Here is a 21,693-nt window from a genome sequence, read left to right on the forward strand (position 1 = left end):
ACACTCTCGCAGGTGTCAGGAGGAGGCGCGGTCGGCGGCCGCGGGGCGGCCTGCGGAGCGGCCCGACCGCCGCGCGGCCGGGTAGGCCCGCACGACGCCGACGGTGATCGCCGCGGCGGCCAGCGCCTTGAGGACGTCGCCGGGCACGAACGCGAGGGAGAGCTGCGCGGTCGTCGCGAGCGGCACCCCCGTGACGATCGACTGGACCGGCACGCCGAACGCGTAGACCAACGCGACCCCGCCGACGAGGCACGCGACGAGCACGCCGACGAACGTCACCCGGCGCAGCCGGTCGACGAGCCAGCCCACGACCGCAGCCCCGACGAGGAACCCGACCAGGTAGCCCGCGGACGGGCCGACGAACGCCCCGAGGCCGCCGCGCCCGCCCGCGAGGACCGGGAGCCCTGCCGCCGCGAGCGCGAGGAACGTCGCGACGGCCAGCGCGCCGCGCCACGCACCGAGGATCGTGCCGGCGAGCATGACGCCGAGCGTCTGGAGGGTGATCGGGACGGTGTTCCCGAACAGCGCGAGCGACCCGGGCATGCCGAGCGCCGCGATGAGCGCCGCGAACGTCGCGACGCGCGCGGCGTCGCCCGCGTCGAGCGCGAGCGGTCCGCGTCGCCCTGCCCCGAGGTCGGCGGCCTCCGCGGCGGTGGTCCGGGACGTCCCGGTCGTCAGGTCGGTCATGGTGCTCCCTGCGTCGTGCGGTGGACCGGTGCCCGGCCCGTCGTGGCAGGTCTACTCTCCCGACCCGCGACGGGGCGCGACGTCGGTGACGCGGACGACGGCGACGCTGCCGCGTGCACGGATCGCACAAGCGGTTGGAGGGTTCCGCCAACTCCGCTGCGCGGGCGGGCGACGCCCGCTGAGGAAGCCGACAACGGCACCTGCGCAGGGCCCGCGAGAAGACCCGTCACGGGCTCTTGGCACTCTCCGGGGGAGAGTGCTAGAACAGACGTGTAGCCGCCCGCGAGGTGCCTACCTCGCGGGACCACCACAACGGTCCCGGACGGTCCGGGACCGACCGACGAGGAGGTGAGAGGTGTGGCTGCGATGATCGACCCGTTCACGACCACCTTCGACGCGATGGACCGCCTGGTCGGCCAGCTCGCGTCCGGGGCGCGCGCGACCGCCGCGTCCGCGTCGGGCGGCATGCCGCTCGACCTGTTCCGCGCGGGGGACCACTACGTCCTGACGATGGACCTTCCCGGCGTCGACCCGGGGACGATCGACGTGTCCGTCGAGGACCGCACGCTGACGATCCGCGCCGAGCGCAGCCCGCGGACCGACCCCGACGTCCAGTGGCTCGCGCGCGAACGGCCCTCGGGGACCTACGCGCGCCAGCTCACGGTGGGGCGCGGGCTCGCGCTCGACACGATCTCGGCGTCGTACGAGGACGGGGTGCTGACGCTGACCATCCCCGTCGCCGAGGAGGCCCGGCCCCGCCGGATCGAGGTCGCGCACCGCGCGAGCAGCGGTGCGGCGACGCAGATCACGGCCGAGGCCGAGCCCCGCGCGGCTGACGGCTGAGCCGGCTCAGACCTCGCCCGGGAGCGCCTTGCGGACGACGAGCCGCGTCCAGGCGCCGAGGTAGACGCGGTCCCCGTCGGCCAGCTCGCGTCGCTGGCCGGCGGGGATCGGGTCGGTCGGGAGCGGCTCGCCCGCGGGGCTCACGTAGGTCCCGTTCGACGACTGCAGGTCCTCGACCCACCACCGCTGGCCGTCCGTGCTGAGCTGGCAGTGCCGACGGGAGACGCCCGTGTCCGCGCCGCAGTCGACCTGCGGGTGGATGCCCCGCGACACCGACGGACGCCCGACGAGCACGCTGCGCTCGCGCAGCACGACGAGGCCCGGCAGGCCTGCCGAGGGCATCGGGTCCTCGGGCTGCTGCGCCGTGTACCAGTCGGGGTCGATCCAGATCTCCACGACCCACTGGTCCGGCCCGGGGACCGGGGGAGTCGGCAGGTGGGTGCCCGACGACGCGGGCTCGCCGGGGGCGGCCGGCTCACCCGCGGCGCCCGACTCGGCCGCGGTGCCTGCCTCGGGGGCGGTGGGCGCGGCCGAGGCGGGCAGCGGGGGCGGGGTCGACGACGACGCCGGGGTCGCGGCGGAGGCCGGCAGCGGGGGCGGCGTGGACGCCGAGGGCGTGCCCGGGACGGGGGCCGCGGGCGGCGTCGGGCGCGACGGCGGGTCGAGCGAGAGCGCGGACGGCGGGTCGACCGGGTCGGGCAGGGCACCCGTCGTGAAGTCGTAGCCGCAGTTCTCGCAGAACAGCGCGCCGCCGGGCGCCGGCGACCCGCAGTTCGGGCACGTCGTCGCGGGCGCGGCCGGGGCGCCGCCCGGCGCGGGCGTCGAGCCGCTCGGCGCGGACGTGACGGGCGTCGACGCGGCGCCGATCGGCTCGCCGCACACGTCGCAGTAGTCGGTCGACTCGGACGGGTGCCCGTTGGGGCAGACGACGGCGCTCACCGGCGGACCCGGGTGGTCTTCGTCGAGGCGGTGTCGAGGGCCATCTCGTCGAGGGTCGAGGTGTTGCGCTTGAGGCGCACCGTCCCCTGCTCCTCGTTGTCGATGTCGACGACCTTGCGCAGCCGCGACGTCGCCTCGTCGTTGCCGGTCTGCTGGGCGAGCTGCACGGCGCGCCCGAGCTTCACGGTCGCCGTCGCCTCGTCGCCCGACGCCTTGGCCGCGAGACCCTCCTGGATGGCCGCGGCGAGCTCGGTCTGGCCCGTGTAGTGCGCGACCTCGGGGTTGATGCGCGTGGTGAGCGACTCGTCGTCGGACCACTTGGCCTTGACCAGGCCGGAGGAGACGACCTCGCCGTTGACCGCGAGCTGGACGCGCGCCGCGAGCTGCTCGGAGCCGACCGGCTTCGACGCGACGCGGACGGCGACGTGGTAGTCGCGCGACTCGTCCCCCCACGACCCGGTCGGGTAGGAACCCGTGAGCGGGTTGACCTCGGCGCGGCGATGGGTCAGGTCCTCGACGGTCGGCGCGACCTGCCGCACGAAGAGCACCTGGGAGCCCTGCGGGGCCCAGACGCGGAGGTCGGCCGAGGCCACGCCGCGGGCCATGGACGCCTGCATGAGCTTCTCGAAGTCCGCGGCGATCTCGTTCGGGTCCGCGATGAGGCCGACCGAGCCGAGCAGCGCGGTCGAGATCTCGCGCAGCTCGTCGACCTGCCAGCGCGATCCGACGCCGCGCGCGTCGCACTGGAAGTGCCCGGTGACGTCGCGGACCGCGGCGGACAGGTTCGCGCGCGGCTCCGACTCGTTCTTGCCGTCCGTGAGGAGGATCGCGTGCCGCTGGGCGGCCTGCGGGACGGTCGCGAAGAGCTGGTCCGCGAGGCGCAGCCACGTGCTCATCGCCGTGCCTCCGCCGGGCGTGAGCATCGAGATCGCGCGCTTCGCCTCGGCGCGCGCGCCCGGCTCCATCTGGACCATCGCCATGCGGGCGTTGGGGTAGGGGAAGACGCGGTTGGCGACGTGGCTGCCGCCGACGATCGCGAACCACGTGCCGTCGAGGATCTGGTCCACGGCCACCTGGGCCGCGTGCTTCGCGGCCTCCATGTTCCGGCCGGACATCGACCCGGACGTGTCGACCATGATGATCTCGGCGACCCCGCCAGCGCCGCCGACGCTCCCCGCGCTCCCGGCCCCCGTGCACGTCACGGTGACGATCGCGTGGACGTCCGTCGCGCCCTCGGACAGGAACTCGTTCTGGTAGACCTCGGCGGCGAACTCGGCCATGGGGGCTCCTTCGGTGGTGCGGGTGTTCGTGCAGGCTATCGGGTCGTGGGCGGGTCGCGCGTGGGTGAGGTCGCACCGCGGCGCGGGGCTCGTGTCAGGTGGTGGGGATCGTCGTCTCGAGGTCCGGGTCGAGCTCCGGGGAGTCCGGGTCCGAGGACCGGTCGAACCGCGCGAGCGTCGCCGTGATGTTGTCGCGGCCGCCCTGGGCGTTCGCCCAGTCCACGAGGGCGCCCGCCACCGTCTGCGGGTCGTGGCCGACCCGCTCCTGGGTGGCGTGGAGCAGCGCCGCGAGGTCGGCGGCGGGGGAGCAGTAGTTCCACAGGCCGTCGGAGCACACCAGCACCCAGCCGTCGCGGTCGGGGAAGGTCGCCGCCGTCCGGGCGACGGGGTCCGGGGCGTCGGGGCCGAGCCAGCGCGTGATCGCGTGCGCCTGGGGGGAGGTCTCCGCCTGGGCGCGGGGGATGCCCTGCGCCATCATCTCCTGCGCCCACGAGTCGTCGACGCTGAGCTGGTGCGCCTCGCCCGTGTCCGGGATCCAGTAGGCGCGCGAGTCGCCCACCCAGCCCGTGACGACGAGCGGGCCGTCCACGACCGCCGCGACGAACGTGCACGACGGCGGGTTCTCGCGGTCGGCCATCGCGCCGACGGTCGTCAGGATCGCGTCCTGCGCGGCGCGCGAGGCGTCCCCGACGAGCGCCGACCAGGCGGCGACCCGCGCCGTCGGCTCGCCGACGACGGGGGAGGTCCCCTCCGGGGCTCCCGCCGCGAGCACGTCGCGCGCCGCCCGCGCGGCCGCGAGGCTCGCGACGTCGGAGTCGGGCGCGGAGGACACGCCGTCGCACACGACGAGCGCGGCGAACGCGCGGTCCGCCGCGGCGGACGGGCCGGCGGCGAGCGCCATCGCGTCCTCGTTGCGGGAGTGCCGCACGCCGCGGTCGCACACGCCGGCGACCCACGTCGCGGGCCGCTCGGCCCAGTGGTCACGCTCGGAGGCGGCCGGCTCGCCGCACTCGGTGCAGTAGCCGTCCTCGGCGACGTGGCCCCCGCACCGCACGCACGGACGTGCGCTGGGGTCCGTCGCGCCGTCCGGCGCGGTCCCGTCGCTCACCGGGGAGCCGCCCGTGGGCGCGGCCGAGCCGTCCGGCGGCACGGGCCGTTCCGCCCCGGGACCGGCCGACGCCCCGTCCGCCGGGTCTCCGGCCTGCGGCAGCGCGGCGAGCGGGGTGCCGCACGCCTCGCAGAACCGCGCCCTCTCGGGCGACGGCTCGCCGCAGGCGGGGCACGCGAGGAGCGCGGGCGGTGCCGGGACGGCCTGGTCTGGCACGGCCTCGTCTGGCACCGCCTGGTCGGGCACGGGTGCCGGGGCGTCGCTCATCGGACCGTCCACCGTCGCACCTCGTTCGCGCGGTCGACGAGCGTGATGCGCTCGTCGCGCGAGTCCGTGAGCGACGCGAGCTCGCGGTACGCGCCCTCGAGCGCGTCGCGGAGCGCGGGCTCGTCGGCGGGGACGCCCGCGATCCGCGTCGTCGGCTCGGGCCCCGACCGGGTGACGGTCTCGAGCGCGGAGCGCAGCACGCCGACGGACAGCTCGGCGCGCTCGCGGGGCGCGATCGACACCGCGGAGACGCTCGCCATGGCGTCCGCGAGCGCGGGCAGTCCGCGCCCCGACTCGGCGAGCAGGTGCGCGCGCAGCGTGCGGGACTCGACGTACGACCCGCGCGTCGGCCCGACCAGGTCGAGCGCGTGCAGCGCCCCGTCGAGGTCGCCGCGCGCCTCCCGGATCCGCATGAGACCGAACGCGGCGGGCGCTGTGTAGTTGGCGTCGGTGCGCGCGCAGATCACGTAGAGCGACTCCGCGATGTCCGGCTCGCCGCTCAGCTCGCAGGCCGCGGCGAGCGCGAGCTTCGGTGCGAGCTCGCCGGGCACCTGGCCGTAGACCGCGTTGAACGACGCGCGCGCGGCGACCGGGTCGCCCTGCGCGAGCTCGCCGAGGCCCCCGAGCCAGGCGGCGCGCCACTCCCACGGGTCGTCCGCGAGGATCGTGCCGATGATGCCGCGCAGCACGTCGAAGCGGCCCGCCTCGATCGCCGCGCGGGCGCGCGCGAGGTGCACCTCGACCGTGTCCTCGGGCGCGTCGGCGCGCGCGGCGAGCCGCGCGTCCGGGTCGACGACGTTGACGCCGGCGAGCCAGCTCGCCATCGGGTCGTGGTCGTCGCGGCGGAGCGTGGGGAGCTCGTCCCACGCGAGCGGCCGGGCCGCCACGTCGGCGACCGGCGCCTCGAACAGCACGGACGCCGCCGAGTGCAGCGCGGGGTTGCCCGGGCCCGCGTCGGCGGCGACGACCTCGCGCAGCACCCCGAGGAGCTGGGTGCGCATCTCGTCGGCGGTCGCGAAGCGGTCCGCGGGGTCGAGCGCGCACGCCTTGGCGAGCAGCCGGTAGAACGAGTCGTACTGCTGGAACACGGGCGTCTCGGCGACCGGAGGGAGCGACGCGACGTACGTCGTCGTGTTGCCGCGGAAGTCGAGGACGAGCGTCGCGAGCGTGCGGCCGATCGTGTAGATGTCCGACGCGATCGACGGGCCGACCTCCGCCACCTCGGGCGCCTGGTAGCCGACCGTGCCGAAGATCGCCGACGTGAGGTCGTCGCTGCGGCGCACACCACCGAGGTCGATGAGCTTGACGCCGTCGCCCTGCTGGATGACGTTCTCCGGCTTGAAGTCGCAGAACAGCAGGTTGTGGTCGTGCAGGTAGGCGAACGCGGGGAGGATCGCGAGGACGTAGGCGAGGGCCTGGTCCACCGGCATCGGGTCGATGAGCCCGTTGTTGGTCTCGCGGCGCTCCTGGAGGATCTCCTTGAGCGACTCGCCGCCGACGTACTCCATGACGGTGTAGCCCGCGCCGTCGTGCATCGCGAAGTTGTAGATCTCGACGATGAGCGGGTGCTCGACCTCCGCGAGGAACTGCCGCTCGGAGATCGCGGCCGCGTAGGCGTCCGGGTCGCCCGAGTTGAGCAGGCCCTTGAGCACGACCCACCGGCCCGACACGTTCTGGTCGCGGGCCAGGTAGATCCACCCGAGGCCGCCGTGCGCGAGGCAGCCGACGACCTCGTACTGCCCGCCGACCAGGTCGCCCGGCTTGAGCTGCGGCGTGAAGTCGAACTTGTTGCCGCAGTGCGGGCAGAAGCCGGAGGTGCGGCCGGGCTGCCCGTCGCGACCGCGGCCGACCTTCTCGCCGCACGCGGGGCAGAACCGCTTGCGCTCGGCGACCTCGGGCACCGCCATGACGGACTGGAGCGGGTCGCGTGCGGGCACGGACGGGACGGTCGTCAGGCCGGCGCCGAGTCCGCGACCACGCAGGCGCGTCGAGGACGTCCCGACGCGTCGCGTCGCCTTCGAGCCGGTCGCGGCGGTCCGCGCCGAGCCGAGCGCGGCCGTGGCGAGGCGGCTGGAGCTCGTGCGGCCCGTGCGGGTCGAGCGCTCGGCGTCGGGGTCAGCGCCCGCCGCCGACCCGGTCCCGGGGCGGCCCTGGACGAAGCCCGTGCCGAGCATCGCGGACGGCGACGCGGCGGCGGCCGAGCCGGGCACCGGCGCGCCGGTGGTGCCGGTCGAGGTCCCCGTCGGCGTGCCGCCGGAGCCGCCCGCGGGCGCGCCGCAGACGTTGCAGTAGCCGTCCTCGATGGTGCCCGGGCAGCCGGGCTCCGAGCACGGGACGGTCGCGGTGGTGGTCACGACGACGCTCCTTCCGGGGTGGGCAGGTCGCGGGTGAGGAACTGGTACTGCTCGACGAGGAAGCGCGCGAGCGTCACGTCGCACGGCACGGCCTCGACGGCGTCGCGCGCCTCGACGTGGCCGGAGCGCACGGTGGGCGACGCCGAGCGTCCGTTGGCCCGAGCCTTCGCCGCGAGCCGCTCGAGGCTGTAGCGCAGCTCCGCGCGCTCGCGCAGGGGCCGGGTGTAGGCGTCCTCGACGGTCTCGACGGCGCGTGCCACGGTCGCCAGGCGCGCCGCGTAGGCGTCGAGCTCGAACCGGGAGTCGGGGACGGGCCCGAGCCGCGAGACGTCGGGGACCGCGAGCCGCGGCGGGTGCGCGATCTCGCGTCGGCAGCGCGCGACGAGCTCGCGCAGCGCGGGCTCGCGGGCCTCCAGCGCGTCGCGCTGCTCCTCGGTCCGCGCGCGGTCGCGGCGCAGCTCGCGGCGCTGCGCCGACGCGACGATGAGGTCGCGCTCGGCCCGCGCGACCTCGGTCTCGAGCTCCGCGAGCGGGCCCGAGACGTCGGCCCCGCGCGCGGCCTGGGCGACGAGGTGGTCGAGGCGCCCGCGCAGCGTCTCCACGCGGCCCCGCGCGTCCGCGTCGGAGCCGGCGAGGTCCTCGCAGCGCACGAGCTCGGCGCGCACGCCGCGCAGGCGCGCGACCTGGTCGGCCGTGTGCGGGTCGAACGACAGGCGGGTGCGCAGCTGGACGACGAGTGCGTCGCACAGCTTCACCGCCTCGACGAGCGAGACGAGCGCGGCGCCCGACCCGGAGTCGAGGCGTCCCCAGACGAGCTGGGAGATCTTCTCGCGCGCGACGGCGTCCGCCCGGCCCGAGTCCCAGACGGGCCGGATCTCGTCCGCGCGCGTGCGGATCGCCTGCCACAGCGAGAGCGCGAGCACGAGGTCCGCCGTGTAGACGTCGGGCGTGGCGGCGGCCTGCGCGGCGGCGTCGAGCCGGTCGAGCTCCGTACGGCGGTCGTCGAGCCAGGTCTCGAGCGCGGCGAGGTACGCCAGGAGGTCGGCGGCGGGGATCGCCTCGCCGAGCCGTCCCGGCGCCTCGGGTGCGGTCGTGCGGGTCACGGCGTGCGGCCGTACACCGCGGTCGGCGGGGTCGGGGCCGGGCCCAGCCCGCCGAGCCACTCGCCGTAGATCGCGGCCCAGCGCCCGTCGGACTTCATCTGCTCGAGCACGCCGTTGACGAACCGCACCATGTCGACGTTCTGGGCGGGGACGCCGATGCCGTACGGCTCGTCGCTGATCGCCTCGCCGACCACCTTCGCGTACGGGTCCTGCGCGGCGAAGCCCGCGAGGATCGTGTCGTCACCCGTGATCGCGTCGACCTTGCCCTGCTGGAACAGCACGAGGCACTGCGTGTGGGTCGTGGCCGGGACGGGCTCGATGCCAGAGAACTGCTCGAGGCGCGTGAGCGTCGTCGTGCCCTCGGGCGCGCACACGCGCTGGCCCTCGAGGTCCGCGATACCGCTCGCGGACGAGTCGCGCGTGACGAGCACCTTCTGGCCGGCGTGGTAGTACTCCGCCGAGAACGCGATGGACTCCCACCGCTCGCAGTTGATGGTGAACGCCCGGGCGACGAGGTCGACCTCGCCGTTCTCGAGCACCTCCAGGCGCTGGCCGGAGGTGATCACGCGGAACTGGAGCCGGTCGGGGTCGCCGAAGATCGCGCGCGAGATCTCGTGGAGCACGTCGATGTCGAAGCCCTCGATCTGGCCGGAGAGCGAGTTGCGCGCGCCCATGAGCAGCGTGTCGGCCGAGACGCCCACGACCAGCGAGCCGCGGTCGCGGATCGCGGCCATGGTGCTGCCGCCGGGCAGGGCGTCGGGTCCGGGCAGCGCGCCCTCGGGCGCGTACGAGGCCAGGGGGTCGGCGCACTCCGCGGGGGCGGCGGGCGCCGCCGGAGCCTCCTCCGCGGCCTCGTCCTGCGGAGCCTCGGAGAGGCGGAGGTCGTCCGCGCCGGAGGGCCCCGAGCACGCGGCGAGCGCGAGCACCGCGGCGAGCCCTGCGGCGACGACGCCGCTGCGGCGCCGACGGGCACCGGCGCGGTGGCTCCGGGCGGACCGGTCGGGGGTGGCGAGCGTCGTGGTCACCGGTACTCCTCCAGTCGTGCGGTCACGCCGCGCCACGCGAGCAGGGCGGCGACCAGACCCGCGACCAGCAGGAGCCAGCCCGCCACGGTCGCGGTCGTCGCCGCGCCGTCGAGCCGCTCGCTCGTGGCGGCCGCGTTGGTCTCGATGTCGTCGCGCGCGGACGCGGAGAACGCGTCGAACGCGGCGTTGGGGCTCTCGGGGTCCGTCGCCGTGGCGAGGGCGACGGCGTCGTCCCACTGGCCGGCGTCGTCGAGCGCGCGGATGTCCGCGTGCCGGGTCACCCACGCGTCGAGCGCCTGGGCGGTCGACCCGTCGAGGATCCCCTCGGACGCCGCGGTGTCGAGCCTCGCCGTGGCGTCGTCCGTCGCCGTGACGAACGCCTCCTCGTACGCCTGCCCAGACCCGCGCTTGATGAGCGTGAACGCCTCCATCGACTTCGCGTCATTGGCGAGCGAGTACGCCTGGGACGCGGCGAGCGTCGCGGCGTACGGGCCGGTGCGGACGTCCTGCGCGCGCGAGCTCGCCTGGGCCAGCAGAACCGTGGACACGATGCCGACGACGAGCACGACGGCGGTGGCGACGGCGAGGCCGACGTTGAGCACGCGGTGCGTGCGGCGCGCGAGCCAGACCTGGCTCACGACGAGCACCGCGAGCGCGACGAGCCCGCCAGCGAGCACCCACAGCGCGTTGCGGACGCCCGAGAAGTCCGCGGCGACGCGGTCGGCGTCGTCGAGCACGACCTCGTCGAGCGCGGGCAGCATCTGCTCGCGAAGGATGGTCGACGCCTGGTCGAGGTACGCCGACCCGACCGGGAAGCCCTGCCGGTTGTTGGCGCGCGCCTGCTCGACGAGACCGGTGTAGACGGTGAGGTCGGCCGCGACCTGGCCGAGCAGCTTCGCGTCGCCCGCGTTGCTGCCCGAGAGGGTGGCGAGGCTGCTCGCGGCCTGGTCGACGAGGTCGTCGTACCGGGCGCGCTGGTCGGTGGGCTCGAGGCCGCCGACGAGGAACGCGCCGGTCGCCGTCGCGTCGGCCGCGACGAGGGCGTTGCGGACCTCCTGCACCCCGACGAGCTGCGCGGTGTCCTCGCTCGCGGCCCCCAGCGCCCGGGACTGGACGCTGCCCGCCTGGAAGCCGAGGACGCCGAGCGCGACGGCGGCGAGCACGCACAGCGCCATGACGAGCCGCAGCTTGCCGGGCGTGCGGCGCAGCGCGCCCCGGGCGCGGGACACGGTGGCGTTCGGCGCGCCGGCGGGAGCCCCGTGCGGGGCGGCTGCAGGGCCGCCCGGGGCGGGGCCGCCCGCGGGGACGATCTGCTGGCCCGCCGGGCGGACCGGGGTGGTCGTCATGCGTTCTCCTCGGCGGTGGAGGGGGCGGTCTCGGGCACGTCGTCGGACGCGACGTCGTGGGACGGTGGCGCGTCGAGGGGCACGTCCGCGGTCGGGGCGTCGTCCTGGGTGTCGCCGGGCTCCGGCGGGTCGAGCGTGGCGAGGAGCGCGGGGGCGCCCTCGCCGTCGACCACGTCGACCGGCAGCAGGAGGCGGAGCTCGTCGATCGTCGGCGCCTCGGTGTCCTTGAGGCGCCACGCGTGGCGCGCGATCGCGGCGTCGAGGACGTTGCGCGCCCAGCGCGCGTTGCCGAAGCCCTCGGTGCGCGGCTGCGCCGCCGCGAGGCGCGCGAACACGTCGAGCGCGTCGGGCGTCGGCTCGAAGTCCGACTTCGCCGCCATGCCCGCGAAGATGTCGCGCAGCTCGGCGTCGGCGTAGTCCTCGAACGTGATGGTCGTGGAGAACCGCGACTCGAGGCCGGGGTTCGTGGCAAGGAAGTCCGCCATGGGGCCGGGGTAGCCCGCCACGATGACGACGAGCTCGTCGCGGTGGTCCTCCATGTCCTTGACGAGCGTGTTGATCGCCTCGGCGCCGTACTGGTCCTCCGCGAGCCCGTACGCCTCGTCGACGAACAGCACGCCACCGAGCGCGGTGGCGACGACCTCGGACGTCTTCACGGCGGTCTGGCCCAGGTAGCCCGCGACGAGCTCGGAGCGGTCGACCTCGACGAGGTGGCCCTTCTCGAGCAGCCCGAGCGCGCGGTAGATGCCCGCGACGAGGCGCGCGACCGTCGTCTTGCCCGTGCCGGGGTTGCCGAGGAACACGAGGTGGCGCGTCAGCGTGGGGCGGGTCAGCCCCGCCTCGGTGCGCAGCTTCTCGACGCGCAGGAGCTCCGTCTGGCGGTGGATCTCGTCCTTCACGCGGGTGAGCCCGGTGAGCGCGTCGAGCTCGTCGAGCAGCTCCTCGATCGAGCGGGGTGGCTCCTCCTCGACCGCGGCCTCGGTCGTCGTCGCCGCCTCGGACCGCGTGGCTGTGGCGTCGGCGCCTCCCGCGGGCGCGCCGGTCTGCGTGCCCGACGTCGTCGTGCTCGACGACGCGGGCGTCGGGCCGGGCGGTGCCGCGGCCGGGCGGGCGCCGAGCGCGTCGAGGATCGACGCGACGGACGGGACCTCGGGCGCGGGGCGGCGCAGGCCGTCGAGCGAGCCCTGCGCGGCGAGCAGGTCGCCGAGGTCGAACGGGTCCGCCCCGCCCGTCGCCGAGCGCGCGGCGACCGGGCCGCCCGCGGCGGGCTGCGCCGTCGGGCCCGACGAGGCCCGGCCGACACCCGGGGCGGACACTGGGAGGCCGCCCGACTGCTGCACCGCGGCGGTGGCCGCAGCGGCCCCGGCCACGTGCGGACCGGGAGAGCCGAGATACCCGGCTGCGCGTGCGACGTCGGCGAGCGCCCGCCCGTACGCGGCGGCGTGCTTCGAGCGCGCCGTGCCGAGCGCGGCAAGGACGTCCGTCGGCGACGTGCGCCAGCGCCGCGCGCTCGACGCGGCCGTGAAGAAGGCGCCCGTCGCGGCCGGGTCGTGGCCGAGCGCCGCGAGCCACGCCGCGGGGGCTCCGGGGGAGGACTCGGCGACCGCCGCCGCGAGCCGGGCGCCCTCGTCGCGCGCCGCCTCCTCGTCCACGCCCGCGGCGCGCGCCGCGGCGTCGAGCGCGTCGAGAGCCGCTGCGAGGGTCGGGGTCACTTGGCCGGTCACGGTGCCTCCAGTCGTCCGGGCTCCGACGTCGGGCTGCTCGGCGGCTGGGGCGTGCCCTGGCCGGCCCCCGGGCCGAGCGCGATCGACGAGTCGCGGAACTTCTCCGCGAGGAACGCGCCGTGCGCGACGAGCGCGGCGGCGTCGGCGCGCGAGACCGCGTCGGAGATCTTGTCGAGCGTGACGCCGAGCAGGTCGAGCTGGTCGCACAGCAGCATGAGCGACGTCTTGCCCTGCGCGACGACCCGCCGGTCGGCGAAGTCGCGCGGCAGGCGCAGGTACGCGCCGACGGCCTCGGGCAGGTAGCTCGTGGCCGTCGCGACGACGGTGTGCGCCTGCTGCGACCCGCCGCCGAGGCGGTCGAGGCGCGGCACCATCTCCTCGACCGTGCCGGTGATGCGGTGCACGCGCGCCGTGACGGCGGGCGGCACACGCCCCTCGATCTGCTGCTCCACGCGCTCGACCGAGGTGAGGATCTCGGCCGACGTCGGCGGGGCGGGCAGCTCGAGCGCGGGCTCGGGCGCGGGGGACCGGCCGCCGAGGCGGCCGATCACGTCGGAGAACCAGCCCATCTAGCTCGGGGTCCGATCTGTGGTGCGGGGAGCGGCGGTCAGGCCGCGGGAGGACGAGGGGCGTGCGTCGCCAGGGGTCACAGGCGCCCGATGTCGAGCGAGCCGTTGCCGACCTGCGACTGGTCCGAGCGGCGCGCCCGGTCGAGGTACTCGTTCGCCTTGGTCGTCTCGGTCTCGAGCACCCCGATCGTCTGCGCCATCGAGTCGAGCGCCTGCGTCTTGAACGTCGAGATCGAGTCGAGCGTCGCGTAGATGTTGGCGAACGCCTGCTGGAGCTGCGGGAGCCCGACCGTCGCGCTCGCGGCCTGCTGCTGGATGTTCGCCGACTGGTCGGCCAGCATCTTCGAGGTCGAGGCGATCATGTTCGACGTCGTCGTGTTGAGCGCCGTGATCTGGTCCAGCACGAGCTTCTGGTTCGCGAGCGCCTGCGCCACGATCACGGCCGTGCGCAGCGCCGAGACCGTCGTCGTCGTCGCGCGGTCGACGCCCTTGATGAGCTCGACGTTGTTCTTCATGATGATGTCCATCGCGAGGTAGCCCTGGATGGACACCGCGAGCTGCGTGAGCAGGTCCTGGTGCTTCTGGCGGACGTAGAACAGCACGTCCTCGCGCAGCGCCTGGGCGCGCTCCGGGTCGCTCGCCTCGAGCTCGGCGATCTTCGTGGAGAGCTCGGTGTCGAGGCGCTCGGCGATGAAGATGTACTGGTTGAGGCGCGCCATCGAGTCCCAGAGGTTCTGCTTCTCGAGGTTGAGGGCGGCGTTGTCCTTGCGGAGCTCGTCCTGGCCGTTGTAGAGGGACTGGACGATCGCGTTGAGCTGCTTCTGCGAGCTCTCGTAGCGGCGGAAGTAGTCCTGGAGCTTGCCGCCGAACGGGATGAGACCCAGGAACTTCTTGCCCATGCTCGCCTCGCTGGGGTCGAGGTCCTCGACCGTGCGGCGCAGCTCGAGCAGCGACTTGCTCACCTTGGAGCTCTCGGAGACGCCGCCCTCACGCAGCTCCCGGACCGGCATCTCGAGCATGCGGTTCGAGACGTCGGAGGCCGCGCGGATGTCCTTGTCGCCCATCTTGCGGATGTCGTCGGCCTTCGCCGCGAACTCGGGCGAGCGTGTGTCCGTCGCGAGGAGCTGGTCGAGGTAGGAGGAGACCTTCGACTGGAGGCCCGGGATCGCGGCCTCGTCGACGCGTGGCGCGAGCGACGGCGCCTGCGTGGTGGCGACGGGCTTGACGGGCTCCGGGGCGCTGAGCGTGAGCGTCTCCGTCGGGGCGGGGGGCTGGAGCGGTGCTGCCTCGGTCATGTCTGTCCTTCGCTCGTGCGTGCCGTCGGACGCCGTCGGTGGCGGGTGGGGCGCCCTCGCGAGCTCCCCCTCGACCCGGGCGAACCGGGCGGAACCGGCCTGCGCCGGTCGGGCGAGTATATCTACGGCGGGTGGCTCGATCTTTACCCTTTCCGGGGATCGAGAGGGTGAGAACTCCCCATGCCAGGACCAACGTCCGGGCGGCCGATGAGTTCCGCCCGTCCGCGCCGTCGTCCGTCTGCGAGAGTTCGCTGCGCACGCCCTCCGTGGACGCGCGCGCCGCCGTCGGGGAAGGGACGTCAGATGCAGCTCGTCGGGAAGAACGCGGTGGTCTACGGGGCCGCGGGGTCGATGGGGTCGGCGGTGAGCCGCGCCTTCGCCGCCGCGGGCGCGCGCGTCTTCCTCGCGGGACGGACGGCCGCCACGCTCGACGCGCTCGCGGAGGAGATCCGCGCCGGCGGCGGGCAGGCGCACGCCGCCGTCGTCGACGCGACGGACAAGGAGTCGGTCGACGCGCACGCGGCCGGCGTGGTCGCGCAGGCGGGCAGCCTCGACGCGTCGTTCAACGCCGTCGCCTACGACGTGCTCCAGAACGTCCCGCTCGTCGACATGTCCCTCGAGGACTTCGTGGCGCCGGTCGTGTCCGCGACGACCACCCACTTCCTCACCGCGACCGCCGCGGCGCGGCACATGGTCGCCCAGGGGTCCGGGGCGATCGTCATGCTCTCGTCGTCGGCCGCGCGGGAGTCACGGCACGAGATGGGCGGCTTCAGCCTCGCGTGCGCGTCGATCGAGACGCTCGTGCGCAGCCTCGCCGGCGAGGTCGGCCGGCACGGCGTGCGCGTCGTCGGGCTCCGGCCCAACTTCACGCCCGAGACCGTCGGCGCGTCGGACGACGACCTGCCCGTGCTCGTCAAGGACACGCTGCTCGGCCGCCTGCCCCGTCTGTCCGAGGTCGCGGGCACGGCGGTGTACCTCGCGTCCGACGCCGCGGGCGCCACGACGGGGGTCGTCGTCGACCTGTCGTGCGGGGCGATCGTGTGAGCGCCCGCCCCGTGCCCGGCCCCGCCCACGTCCCCGAGGCCGCCCGCGCGCTCGTCGCCGGACCGCACGTCGCGCACCTCGCGACCGTCCTGCCCGACGGCGGCCCGCACGTCGTGCCGCTCTGGGTCGGCTGGGAGGGGGACCGGCTCGCGTTCCTCACCGGCCCCGGCTCGCGCAAGGCCCGCAACCTCGCGCGCGACCCGCGCGTCGCGGTGTCCGTGACGGAGACCGGGAACCCGTACGTCATGGCGACCCTGCGCGGGCGCGTCGTCGAGGTGCTCGACGGCGACGCGGGCTGGGCCGTCGTCGACCGGCTCTCGCTCCTCTACACGGGCAGCCCGTACCCACGCGGGGAGGAGCGGCGCGCCTACCTGGTGGAGATCGACCACGCGACGGCGCCCTCGTTCGGCTGAAGACGGACGGGGGACGGCCGACCAGACGGCGGTCACGCAGAAGTCGGGACGCCTCCGCGTCACCGCGAGCAACGACGCGCGGGACGCGGGGGATTCGCGGCCCCGGCCCGTCGGAGCGTCGCCGCGAGCACGTCGAGCAGCGCTGTCGTCGCTGGGCGTTCCGAGCCACCACGAGAACGGTCGGCCGCCACGCGACCTGTTGCACGACCGTCGCTCGGGGCTATGGTCGAAGGGTCGAGTCTTGACCTGGCTCCTCGCCCTCTGAAGAAGCCGGAGCACACGATGTCCGTGGACGACCACGAGATCGAGCAGGCGCTGGCCCGCGGGGTCGAGCAGCAGATCGGTCAGTACCGCCTCAACCTGAGCACCGGCGCCTGGTGGTGGTCGGAGGAGACGTACCGGATGCACGGGTTCGACCCGGGCGACGTCGTCCCCACCACGGCCCTGGTCCTGGCGCACAAGCACCCCGACGACCGCGAGCACGTGCGCGAGATCCTCGACCAGGCTCGGGCGACCGGCGAGGCGTTCTCGAGCGTGCACCGCATCATGGACGCCCACGGCAAGGAGCGGCACCTCGTCATCGTCGGCCAGGGGCGCCGCGATTCCACCGGCGAGGTCGTGGAGCTCCTCGGTTACTTCGTCGACGTCACGGCCACGGTCGCCGAGCGCGCGCAGGAGCGCGCGAAGCGCGACATCGCGGCGGCTGCTGACGGGCGTGGACCCATCGAGCAGGCCAAGGGCGTCCTCGTCGCCGTGCTCGGCCTGACCCCGGACGAGGCGTTCTGCCGGCTCAAGCACGCTTCCAACGACAGGAACGTGCGCCTGCGCGAGCTCGCGTGCCTCGTCGTCGACGAGGCGATGCGGACCGGCGGCGACTGCGCGGAACGCGTCGACGCGCTCCTGCGCTAGACGACCCGGAACCGCCGACGCCGGCATGGGCGTAGTGTCGAACGATGGACTCCGTATGAGTGTCATCGAGAAGTGGGTCGGTGTCGTGTGCCCCGACTGCGGCGGGCCCGCCCGTGCCCGCGTCCTGCACGTCATCGCGTGGGGCGCGATCCCCGGCTCCGTCACCCCCCACCACGTGAGCATCGTCTGCACGCGGCTGTGCACGGTCTCGGGGTTCGACGCGAAGGAAGCCGTCCGGGTCTGCCCGCACTGCAGGGTGTCCATGGGTTGACTGCCGACGTGCCCTCCCGGCCGGGCCGATCTCTTCTGCCCGCGCTCCGCGGTGACGCCGGGCCAGCTGCAGCTAGCCCGGCGCCCCTACGGGCCCACGTCTGAGCCCCGGCAAGGGGCCCGAAGCCTTTTCTTAACGACGAGACCGTCACCACCGCGATCATCACACGCTCCGCAGCGCCGCACCCGAGGTGCGACGATCACCGGCCTTCCAGCCGTGGCGTGGCAGATGGTGAGCGACCGGCCCCGTGCGGGGTCCTGGCGACCGCGTGCTCGAGGTCTGGACCGTGGGGACTCCGACGGTTCCGCGTGGTGCCCCGAGCAGGACTCGAACCTGCAACCTACGGATTAGAAGGCCGTTGCTCTATCCATTGAGCTATCGAGGCGCGCGCCCATCGTAGTGGGCGTCCGGCGTGCTCGGGAGGTGGAGGGCGTGGTGACGGACGTGCAGGTGGGGTGGTCGCGCGTCGTGCGGCGCGTGCGTTTGGCGGGGCCCCCGGCAGCCGTCACTATGAACCAGTGAGAACCCCAGACGCCGCCACGAGCGACGCGAGCCCTGCCGCGCCCGGCCGGTCGCCGGGCTCGTGGAGGCCCGCGCAGGCGACCGAGGACCTCGGCGTCACCGTCTACGACGTCGCGCGCGACCTGCGCCGCGACGTGGCGGACGTGCGCCTCCCGCTCGCGATCGACGGCGCGTCGGAGTCGGACGCCTCGCGGCGCCGGCTGCTCACGCAGCTCGACGAGCACCTGCTGCCGCGCCTGCGCGAGCTGTCGTCGCCGGCGATCGTCGTGATCGCGGGCTCGACGGGTGCGGGCAAGTCGACGCTGTACAACTCGCTGCTCGGCGAGGAGGTGTCGCAGGCGGGCGTCCTGCGGCCCACGACGCGCGAGCCGGTCCTCGCGTTCAACCCGCTGGACGCGGACGTGATCGTCGAGGGCCCGGTGACGCGCGTCGCGCGCGTCGTCGACCACGACGGCGTCCCGCGCGGCACGGGCCTGCTCGACGCCCCGGACCTGGACTCGCTCCTCTCGGAGAACCGGGACACCGCGAGCCTGCTGCTCGAGGCGGCGGACCTGTGGTTGTTCGTCACGACCGCCTCGCGCTACGGCGACGCGCTGCCGTGGCAGGCGCTGTCGCGCGCGAAGGAGCGCGGTGCGAGCGTCGCGATGGTGCTCAACCGCGTCCCACGCGAGACGCTGACCACGATCCGCGGCGACCTGCTCCAGCGCCTGCGCGACCACGGCATGGACGGGACCCCGCTGTTCGTCGTGCCCGACGTCGGCCCGCACGAGGGCCTGCTCGACCGCTCGGTCGTGGCGCCGGTCGCGCGCTGGCTGACGATGCTCGCCGGCCCGGACCGGTCGCGCGCGGTGGTCGTGCGCACGCTCAAGGGAGCGCTCGGCGCGCTGCCCGCGTGGGTCACGGGCGTCTCGGACGCGGTGGAGCAGCAGGTGGAGGCCGCGGCCGACCTGCGCTCGGCGGCGGAGAGGGCGGTCCCGTCCGTGCGCGACGCCGTGCGGCAGGCCGCGCTGGACGGTGCGGTCGCGCACGGGTCGCTCGAGGCGCGGTGGGCCCAGGTGACGGGTGCCGAGCGCGTGGACCGCGTCAAGGTGCGCGGCGGCGTGGTCCGGTCGTCCAAGCGGCGCGGACGCGCGCGCGACCTCGTGCTCGCGCCGCTCCTCGAGGAGACGCGCGACGCCGCGCACCGCACGCTCGCCGCGAACGGCGTCCTGGCCCACGACGCGCTGCGTGCCGCGCTCGACGGGGACCGCCCGCTGCCGGGAGCCTCCGACGTGCTGCCGACCGAGGAGGACGCCGCGGCGCGTCGCGAGGCCTCGGCCACGACCCAGGTGCTCCAGTGGTCCCGGCGAGCGGAGCAGGTCGTGACCGACCTCGCCGCGCCGACGGCGGGCGAGCCCGCCCGCGCGGCGGTCAAGGCGTTCGGCGAGACCGGGCTGGCGGCCCTCCTGCTCGCGGGCGCCGCGGGCAGCGAGGACGCGGCCGGCCTCGTGCGGACCGTCCTCGCTGACACCGGTGACGACGCCCTCGCGGCGCTGCGCGAGGACCTCGCCGACCGGGCCGCGACCATGGTCGAGCGCGAGGTCGAGCCCGTCCTCACCGCGCTCGCCGACCCCGCGCTCGCCGCGGACGCCGCCGTCGGGCTGCGCCTACGACTCGCCGAGCTGAGGAGGCTCATGTGACGTCCCACGACGCCCAGCTGCGTGCCCGGGTCGACGACCTCGCGCGCGCGGTGGACCTCGCGGGGGACCGCCTCGACCCCGCGGTCGCGGCCCAGGTGCGCGACGCGATCGGGGGCGTGCGCGAGCGCCTCGCGCTCGGCGTCGACCACACGGTCGTCGCGCTCGCGGGCGGCACCGGGTCGGGCAAGTCGAGCCTGTTCAACCGCGTCTCCCGGCTCGACTTCGCGGACGTCGGCGTGAAGCGCCCCACGACGGCGCGCGTCACGGCATGCTCGTGGAGCGGCGCGGCGACGGCCCTGCTCGACTGGCTCGAGGTGGACCCGGAGCGCCGCATCACGCGCGACGGCGAGCTCGACGCCGAGGACGAGGCGGCCCTCGGCGGACTCGTCCTGCTCGACCTGCCGGACCACGACTCGATCGAGCCCGCGCACCGCGACGTCGTCGACCGGGTGCTCCCGCTCGTCGACCTGCTCGTGTGGGTCGTCGACCCGCAGAAGTACGCCGACGACGCGCTGCACTCCGGCTACCTCCAGAAGTCCACGGGGCTCGAGGGCTCGATGGTCGTCGCGCTCAACCAGATCGACACCGTCCCCGAGGCGCGCCGCACGTCGCTCGTCGAGGACATGGGGCGCCTGCTCGAGGAGGACGGGCTCGACGGCGTCTACGTCACGACCGTCTCCGCGCGCACGGGCGAGGGGCTCGACGAACTGCGTTCGCTGCTCGAGCAGGCCGTCGCGCGACGCAGCGTCGCCGCGAGCCGCGTCGCGGGCGAGCTCGACCGCGCCGGGGCGCTCCTGCTGGAGCAGCTCCCGGGCGACGTCCCGTGGACCATGAGCACGGCCGTCGAGGAGGAGGTCGACGCGCTCGCCGACGCGACGGGCCTCGCCGCGGTCGCCGGCCAGGTCGGCGCGGCCGTGCGCAACGGCTACGGCCGTCCCGAGTTCTCGCCCCCGCAGCCCGACGCCGTCGCTCTCTCGCGCTCGCGCTGGCTCGCACGCGCCGGGCGGTCCCTGCGACCGGGGTGGCAGAAGGCGCTCGACGACGCGGTCGCGCCGTCGGGGAAGGTCGCGGAGGCGACGCGGTCGGCGCTCGCGAAGATCCCCCTCGACACGCGCGGGCCGTCGTCGTCGCGCCCGACGCGGCGCGCGGCATGGGTCGCGCTCGCGGTCGGGGTCGTCGCGGGCGTGCTCGCCGTGCTGGGCTCGTTGCGCGTGCTCGACCTCGGGCGGACGCTCGTCACGGTGTGCGCGATCGTCGCGGCGGTCGCGGTGCTGGGCGCGGTGGTCGCGTTCCTCGTCGCGCTCCAGGTGCGCCGCACGCTCGCGCGACGCCGCGAGCAGCAGGTGCTGGCGTCGGGCCGGGGAGCGATCGAGCGGGTCGTGCAGGACGCCATGGGCAAGCCGACCCAGGCGCTCCTCGACACCCACCGCCAGGTCCGCGAGCTGGCGCAGTCCGCCCGGGACAAGGCGCCGGCGGCACCGCTCACCGGGGCGCTACGGCTACCCACAGGCCCGGAGATCACGGGCCCGTCCACAGGCGAGGGCACGACGACGGACGGCGCCACCGCTCCGACAGCACCCTGAGGCGATGGCCGGGACCAGCCCGGCCGCCGACCTCAGGAGGAACCATGCCCGGTGACGTCACGGTCACGCTGTCCGGCTTCGTCGCGACCACACCCACGCTGTTCCGCTCGCAGTCCGGCAACGACTTCACGAGCTTCCGCATCGCCCAGACGCGCCGCTACCTCGACCGCGAGCGCGGCGAGTGGGTCGACGGCCGCACGCTGTGGTTCACGGTCAAGGCGTGGAAGCACGTCGCCCGCAACGTGGCGCTGTCCCTGCACAAGGGCGACCCCGTCGTGGTCACGGGGCGCCTCTCGCTCGACGAGTGGGACGGCCCCGACGGCCCGCGCACCAGTCTCGTCGTGGAGGCCACGGCGCTCGGCCCCGACCTGACCCTCGGCGAGGCCCGGTTCGCGCGCACGGTCCACCGGCGCGAGGACGACGGCGTGCGCCGGGGCGTGGCAGCCGGCGGCGCCGCGTCCGGGACCGCCGGTGGCGAGGGCGGGGTGGACCGGTCGTCCGTCGGACCGGGCGCCACGGCGCACGACGGCACCCCGTTCGAGGGCGGGCCGCTCGACGGGCGCGCGCTCGACGACCCGTGGACCCTCGAGGACGCCGGTGCGGAGCTCGCGGGCGAGTCCGGCGAGCCGTCCGACGCCGACGCCCACGCCGACGTCGACCCCGAGACGACGGCCGACGCCGCGACCGGCGCGCTGGCGTCGGCCTGAGCGGCTCCGTGCGGGCGGCGCCGCG

General features: G+C 75.2%; 19 protein-coding genes and 1 tRNA gene. 8 read left to right on the plus strand and 12 right to left on the minus strand.

Going from position 1 to position 21,693, the window contains the following annotated elements; translation table 11 throughout:
* Nucleotides 1–15: 15 nt before the first annotated feature.
* A complete protein-coding gene (locus ACFWH7_RS10410) occupies nt 16–687 on the minus strand; it encodes a biotin transporter BioY (protein ID WP_378216434.1) in 672 nt (223 codons plus the stop codon).
* A gap of 357 nt (nt 688–1,044) precedes the next feature.
* On the opposite strand from ACFWH7_RS10410, the gene ACFWH7_RS10415 reads away from it, so the two are divergent.
* Entirely contained in the window at nt 1,045–1,530 is a 486-nt protein-coding gene (locus ACFWH7_RS10415; RefSeq protein ID WP_378216435.1) for an Hsp20/alpha crystallin family protein, read from the plus strand.
* Between the two features lie 6 nt (nt 1,531–1,536).
* Here the strand turns inward: ACFWH7_RS10415 and ACFWH7_RS10420 are convergent, their stop codons facing one another.
* The 10 genes from ACFWH7_RS10420 to ACFWH7_RS10465 form a co-directional block, all read right to left on the minus strand.
* Complete coding sequence (locus ACFWH7_RS10420; protein WP_378216436.1) at nt 1,537–2,469, minus strand: FHA domain-containing protein; 933 nt, start codon at nt 2,467–2,469, stop codon at nt 1,537–1,539.
* Entirely contained in the window at nt 2,466–3,749 is a 1,284-nt protein-coding gene (locus ACFWH7_RS10425) for a VWA domain-containing protein (protein WP_237842278.1), read from the minus strand. Before ACFWH7_RS10425 ends, ACFWH7_RS10420 begins: the two co-directional genes overlap by 4 nt.
* A gap of 94 nt (nt 3,750–3,843) precedes the next feature.
* A complete protein-coding gene (locus tag ACFWH7_RS10430) occupies nt 3,844–5,124 on the minus strand; it encodes a PP2C family serine/threonine-protein phosphatase (protein ID WP_378216437.1) in 1,281 nt (426 codons plus the stop codon).
* Nucleotides 5,121–7,478, minus strand: coding sequence for a serine/threonine-protein kinase (locus ACFWH7_RS10435; protein ID WP_378216438.1), 2,358 nt, complete (start codon nt 7,476–7,478; stop codon nt 5,121–5,123). Before ACFWH7_RS10435 ends, ACFWH7_RS10430 begins: the two co-directional genes overlap by 4 nt.
* Nucleotides 7,475–8,581 carry a hypothetical protein gene (locus tag ACFWH7_RS10440; RefSeq protein WP_378216439.1) on the minus strand — a complete coding sequence of 369 codons (1,107 nt, stop codon included), beginning with the start codon at nt 8,579–8,581 and terminating at the stop codon, nt 7,475–7,477. Before ACFWH7_RS10440 ends, ACFWH7_RS10435 begins: the two co-directional genes overlap by 4 nt.
* The gene (locus ACFWH7_RS10445; RefSeq protein ID WP_378216440.1) at nt 8,578–9,606 is read right to left on the minus strand and encodes a glutamate ABC transporter substrate-binding protein; all 1,029 of its coding nucleotides are present in this window, start codon (nt 9,604–9,606) and stop codon (nt 8,578–8,580) included. The genes ACFWH7_RS10440 and ACFWH7_RS10445 overlap by 4 nt, the downstream gene beginning before the upstream one ends.
* Entirely contained in the window at nt 9,603–10,952 is a 1,350-nt protein-coding gene (locus ACFWH7_RS10450) for a hypothetical protein (RefSeq protein ID WP_378216441.1), read from the minus strand. Before ACFWH7_RS10450 ends, ACFWH7_RS10445 begins: the two co-directional genes overlap by 4 nt.
* Nucleotides 10,949–12,676 (minus strand): AAA family ATPase, encoded by a 1,728-nt coding sequence (locus ACFWH7_RS10455; RefSeq protein WP_378216442.1) that lies wholly within the window; start codon nt 12,674–12,676, stop codon nt 10,949–10,951. Before ACFWH7_RS10455 ends, ACFWH7_RS10450 begins: the two co-directional genes overlap by 4 nt.
* Nucleotides 12,673–13,245, minus strand: coding sequence for a hypothetical protein (locus ACFWH7_RS10460; protein WP_378216443.1), 573 nt, complete (start codon nt 13,243–13,245; stop codon nt 12,673–12,675). The genes ACFWH7_RS10455 and ACFWH7_RS10460 overlap by 4 nt, the downstream gene beginning before the upstream one ends.
* A 77-nt stretch (nt 13,246–13,322) precedes the next feature.
* A complete protein-coding gene (locus ACFWH7_RS10465; protein WP_378216444.1) occupies nt 13,323–14,540 on the minus strand; it encodes a toxic anion resistance protein in 1,218 nt (405 codons plus the stop codon).
* 303 nt (nt 14,541–14,843) lie between these two features.
* On the opposite strand from ACFWH7_RS10465, the gene ACFWH7_RS10470 reads away from it, so the two are divergent.
* The 4 genes from ACFWH7_RS10470 (at nt 14,844) to ACFWH7_RS10485 (ending at nt 17,177) form a co-directional block, all read left to right on the plus strand.
* Nucleotides 14,844–15,584, plus strand: a complete 741-nt coding sequence (locus ACFWH7_RS10470; RefSeq protein WP_378216445.1) for an SDR family NAD(P)-dependent oxidoreductase — start codon at nt 14,844–14,846, stop codon at nt 15,582–15,584.
* Complete coding sequence (locus tag ACFWH7_RS10475; RefSeq protein ID WP_378216446.1) at nt 15,581–15,997, plus strand: PPOX class F420-dependent oxidoreductase; 417 nt, start codon at nt 15,581–15,583, stop codon at nt 15,995–15,997. The genes ACFWH7_RS10470 and ACFWH7_RS10475 overlap by 4 nt, the downstream gene beginning before the upstream one ends.
* Before the next feature lie 282 nt (nt 15,998–16,279).
* Nucleotides 16,280–16,906, plus strand: coding sequence for a PAS and ANTAR domain-containing protein (locus ACFWH7_RS10480; protein ID WP_378216447.1), 627 nt, complete (start codon nt 16,280–16,282; stop codon nt 16,904–16,906).
* 55 nt (nt 16,907–16,961) lie between these two features.
* Nucleotides 16,962–17,177, plus strand: coding sequence for a hypothetical protein (locus ACFWH7_RS10485; RefSeq protein ID WP_378216448.1), 216 nt, complete (start codon nt 16,962–16,964; stop codon nt 17,175–17,177).
* A gap of 309 nt (nt 17,178–17,486) precedes the next feature.
* Here the strand turns inward: ACFWH7_RS10485 and ACFWH7_RS10490 are convergent.
* Nucleotides 17,487–17,562 (minus strand) — tRNA-Arg (locus ACFWH7_RS10490).
* Between the two features lie 133 nt (nt 17,563–17,695).
* Between ACFWH7_RS10490 and ACFWH7_RS10495 the strand changes: the two genes are divergently transcribed.
* The 3 genes from ACFWH7_RS10495 to ACFWH7_RS10505 are packed head-to-tail and all read left to right on the plus strand — an operon-like array spanning nt 17,696 to nt 21,668.
* Nucleotides 17,696–19,378: a GTPase gene (locus ACFWH7_RS10495; RefSeq protein ID WP_378216449.1), complete on the plus strand. Its 1,683-nt coding sequence runs from the start codon at nt 17,696–17,698 to the stop codon at nt 19,376–19,378.
* Complete coding sequence (locus ACFWH7_RS10500; RefSeq protein WP_378216450.1) at nt 19,375–20,961, plus strand: P-loop NTPase family protein; 1,587 nt, start codon at nt 19,375–19,377, stop codon at nt 20,959–20,961. The genes ACFWH7_RS10495 and ACFWH7_RS10500 overlap by 4 nt, the downstream gene beginning before the upstream one ends.
* 44 nt (nt 20,962–21,005) lie before the next feature.
* Nucleotides 21,006–21,668, plus strand: coding sequence for a single-stranded DNA-binding protein (locus ACFWH7_RS10505; protein WP_378216451.1), 663 nt, complete (start codon nt 21,006–21,008; stop codon nt 21,666–21,668).
* The last annotated feature ends 25 nt before the right edge of the window (nt 21,669–21,693 follow it).

The sequence above is a fragment of the Cellulosimicrobium cellulans genome, from assembly GCF_042723955.1.
Classification (GTDB): domain Bacteria; phylum Actinomycetota; class Actinomycetes; order Actinomycetales; family Cellulomonadaceae; genus Cellulosimicrobium; species Cellulosimicrobium cellulans_H.